Source organism: Brevundimonas sp. CURTG3B2_SDJG (assembly GCF_057364705.1).
The window spans coordinates 1-2,848 of the sequence record NZ_JBNFOJ010000340.1 but is presented as its reverse complement, the minus strand read 5'-3'; the positions used below and the strand labels follow the sequence as shown (position 1 = coordinate 2,848).

General features: G+C 69.3%; 4 protein-coding genes and 1 pseudogene. 3 read left to right on the top strand and 2 right to left on the bottom strand.

Annotation, left to right across the window (positions count from 1 at the left end; genetic code table 11):
* Positions 1 to 219 (top strand): annotated as a pseudogene (locus tag AC2W7C_RS16220) (F0F1 ATP synthase subunit B family protein); the annotation flags it as partial.
* Complete coding sequence (locus AC2W7C_RS16215) at positions 219 to 731, top strand: F0F1 ATP synthase subunit B (RefSeq protein WP_486002323.1); 513 nt, start codon at positions 219 to 221, stop codon at positions 729 to 731. The pseudogene AC2W7C_RS16220 and the gene AC2W7C_RS16215, both read left to right, overlap by 1 nt.
* A gap of 69 nt (positions 732 to 800) precedes the next feature.
* On the opposite strand, the gene AC2W7C_RS16210 is transcribed toward AC2W7C_RS16215, so the two are convergent.
* Positions 801 to 1,268, bottom strand: coding sequence for a DUF6789 family protein (locus AC2W7C_RS16210; protein ID WP_486002322.1), 468 nt, complete (start codon positions 1,266 to 1,268; stop codon positions 801 to 803).
* Positions 1,269 to 1,384: 116 nt separating this feature from the next.
* A complete protein-coding gene (locus AC2W7C_RS16205; RefSeq protein ID WP_486002321.1) occupies positions 1,385 to 2,305 on the bottom strand; it encodes an SDR family oxidoreductase in 921 nt (306 codons plus the stop codon).
* A gap of 105 nt (positions 2,306 to 2,410) precedes the next feature.
* Here AC2W7C_RS16205 and AC2W7C_RS16200 point away from each other — a divergent pair.
* Positions 2,411 to 2,848 (top strand): TetR/AcrR family transcriptional regulator (locus AC2W7C_RS16200; RefSeq protein WP_486002320.1); only part of this gene is annotated, 438 nt, incomplete at its 3' end.

The following is a 2,848-nucleotide window of genomic DNA, read 5'->3' as shown; positions in this document are numbered from 1 at the left end:
CGGGTGACCGACGCCGCCAACGCCCGCGCCGCCGCGGAAGAGGCGACCGTCTCGGCCCGCATCGCCGAGGCCGAAGCCGCCATCGCCAAGACCCGCGACGCCGCCATGACCAACGTCTCGTCCATCGCTTCGGACACGGCCGCGGCCATCGTCGACCGTCTCACCGGCAAGGCGCCCACCAGCGCCGAAGCCGCCGCCGCCGTGAAGGGCGCCGCCTGATGGAATTCTTCAATCCCCACCTCTACGACCTGGCCAACCCGGAACTCTGGGTCGCCATCGGCCTGGTGATCTTCTTCGTGATCGTCGCCGTCGCCGGCGTGCCCAAGCTGGTCGCCGGAACGCTGGACGCCAAGGCCGCCAAAATCCAGGGCGAACTGGACGAGGCCGCCCGGCTGCGCACGGAAGCCGAGGCCCTGCTGGCTCAGATCCGCCAGGAGAAGGCCGAGGCCGAGGCCCAGGCCGCCGAGATGCTGAAGGCCGCCGAAGCCGACGCCCGCCGCCTGGAGGAAGAGTCCAAGGCCAAGCTGGAAGAGACCCTGGCCCGACGCCAGGCCCTGGCCGAGCGCCGCATCGCCCAGGCCGAGGCCCAGGCGTCCGCGGAAGTGAAGGCCGCGGCCGCCGACCTGGCCGCCAAGGCCGCCGAGCAGATCCTGACCGCCCGTCTGGCGGGCCAGAAGAGCGACCCGCAGCTCGACGCCGCGATCGCTCAGCTGGGCGCGCGCCTGAACTAGATCAGGCGAGACAGGAGACCGAACAGGGCCCCGGCGTTCCGCTTGGGGCCCTTTTCCTTTGCGGCCCGATCAGTGCGCCGGCGCGGCGCCGATCGGGTGGTGGTGCTTCTCGCGCCGAAGCAGCCGGCCGTAGACGTTGCCCATCACGATCCCGAACAGGGCGTGGCTGGCGATCATCCAGGCCAGGGTGCCGAAGCCGGCCCGCATGAAGAACATCCCCACGCCGGCCAGCGGCGCGATCGTCAGGCCCATGACGATGAAGGCGCAAACGGCGAACAGAATGCCCTTCGATTCGGGGGTGTCGGTCGGCAGACGGGGGTAGAGGACCGCGAACAGCGGCCCCAGCACCAGCGTGCCGGCGACGAAGTGGGCGACCCAGCCGACAGCCGAGTTCTCTGGCATCTGCAGCATGACGGACAGCAACTGCGGGAAGCTGACGGCCCAATGGCCGACCGTTACGTTCACGAGCTCGATGACCGAGACCGCGATAGTGGCCGCGAAACCTGCGACCAGACCCTTCTGTACGCGTGACATCATGACCAATAGCGCCTCCCAAACGCCTGTTTCGGTTCTTGACTACGCATGGGAGAGCATACGCCTGTCGCAGTGACCGGCGTTCACATTGACGTGCTTCGCACGTGCGGGAGGCCCGACTAGACGAAGGTCGCGCCGGTCAGGCGTTCGGAAGCCTCCCAAAGCCGCGCGGCGGTCTGGGCGTCCAGAGCCGCCGGGTCGATCCTGGCTCGGCCAGGCGGGCCCCGGGTCTCGCCCAAACTTTGCGGGCCGTAATAGCCGCTGGGCTGCACCTCAGGCGACGTCGCGGCCATCAGCGAGGGCAGGGCGCCGGCGGCGGCCGGCTGGCCCACCACGCCGATCAGGCGGCGGGTCACGAAGGCTTGCAACGGCCTCTCCCGTGCGGAGCCGTTGGCGATCAGGTCGGTTCGCGCCAGGCCCGGGTGCGCCGCCACGCTGGTCAGGCCCCAGCCGTTCGCGTCGCTGCGCCGCTGCAACTCCATGGCGAAGATCAGCATGGCCAGCTTGGATTGCTGATAAGCCGGCCACGCCTTGTAGCCGGCCTCGGCGTTCAGGTCGTCGAGCCGAATGCGGCCACCACGATGCGCGATACTGGACAGCTGTACGACGCGCGCCGATCCGGCGCGAAGCAGCGGGAGCAGACGCCCGGTCAGGGCGAAGTGCGACAGGTAGTTGATCCCGAACTGGGCCTCGTGGCCGTCGACCGTGGCCTGGCGGGTGGGCAGATCCATCACCCCGGCGTTGTTGACCAGGATGTCGACGGGACGGCCTTCCCAGACCAGCCGATCGGCAAAGGCCTTCACCGACGCCAGGCTGGCCAGGTCGACCGGCTCGAACCGGAGTCTGGCCTCGGGGACGCGGCGCCGGATGAAGGTCTCGGCCGTCCGGCCCTTGTCCGGGTTCCGCGCCGCCAGGACCACTTCCGCGCCCGCCGCCGCGAGCGCCAGGGCGGTTTCCAGCCCCAAGCCGCCGGTGGCTCCGGTCACGATGGCCAGCTTGCCCGTCAGATTGGGAATGTCGCGGGTGGTCCAGGCGGTCATGTCGGCTATCCTCCGCGATCTGTTCGCCAAATCGGTGCAGTTGGATTATATGCATCAAGTGCAAATATGCAAGAAGTGCAAATAGGCCCGTCTCTCGAGGCCGGCTTGCGGGAACGCAAGCGGGCGGAGACCCATGCCCGCATCCAGGCCGAGGCCGTGCGGCTGTTTCTCGAGCAAGGGTTCGAGGCGACCACGCTGGACGAAATCGCGGAGGCCGCGGGCGTCTCCAGACGGAGCCTGTTCCACTATTTCGGGTCGAAGGAGGAGATCGTCCTGTCCACCAAGGCCGGCTTTCCGGCCATGATCGCCGCGGCGGTGGCGCGCCGGTCGGCGGACGAGCCGCTGCTGGACATGGTGGAGAACGCCTTCATCGACCTCGCGCGTTCGCCTCCCGATCCGAAAGCCGAGGCCCTCGGCCGCCTGATCAGCCGCACGCCGAGCCTCGCCGCGGGAGATCAGGCCAAGTACGCCGCGGTCGAACACGCCCTCGCGGCCGCGTTGGCGGAGCGCAAGGGGGCTCCTCGCGACGACCTGGCTGCCGGG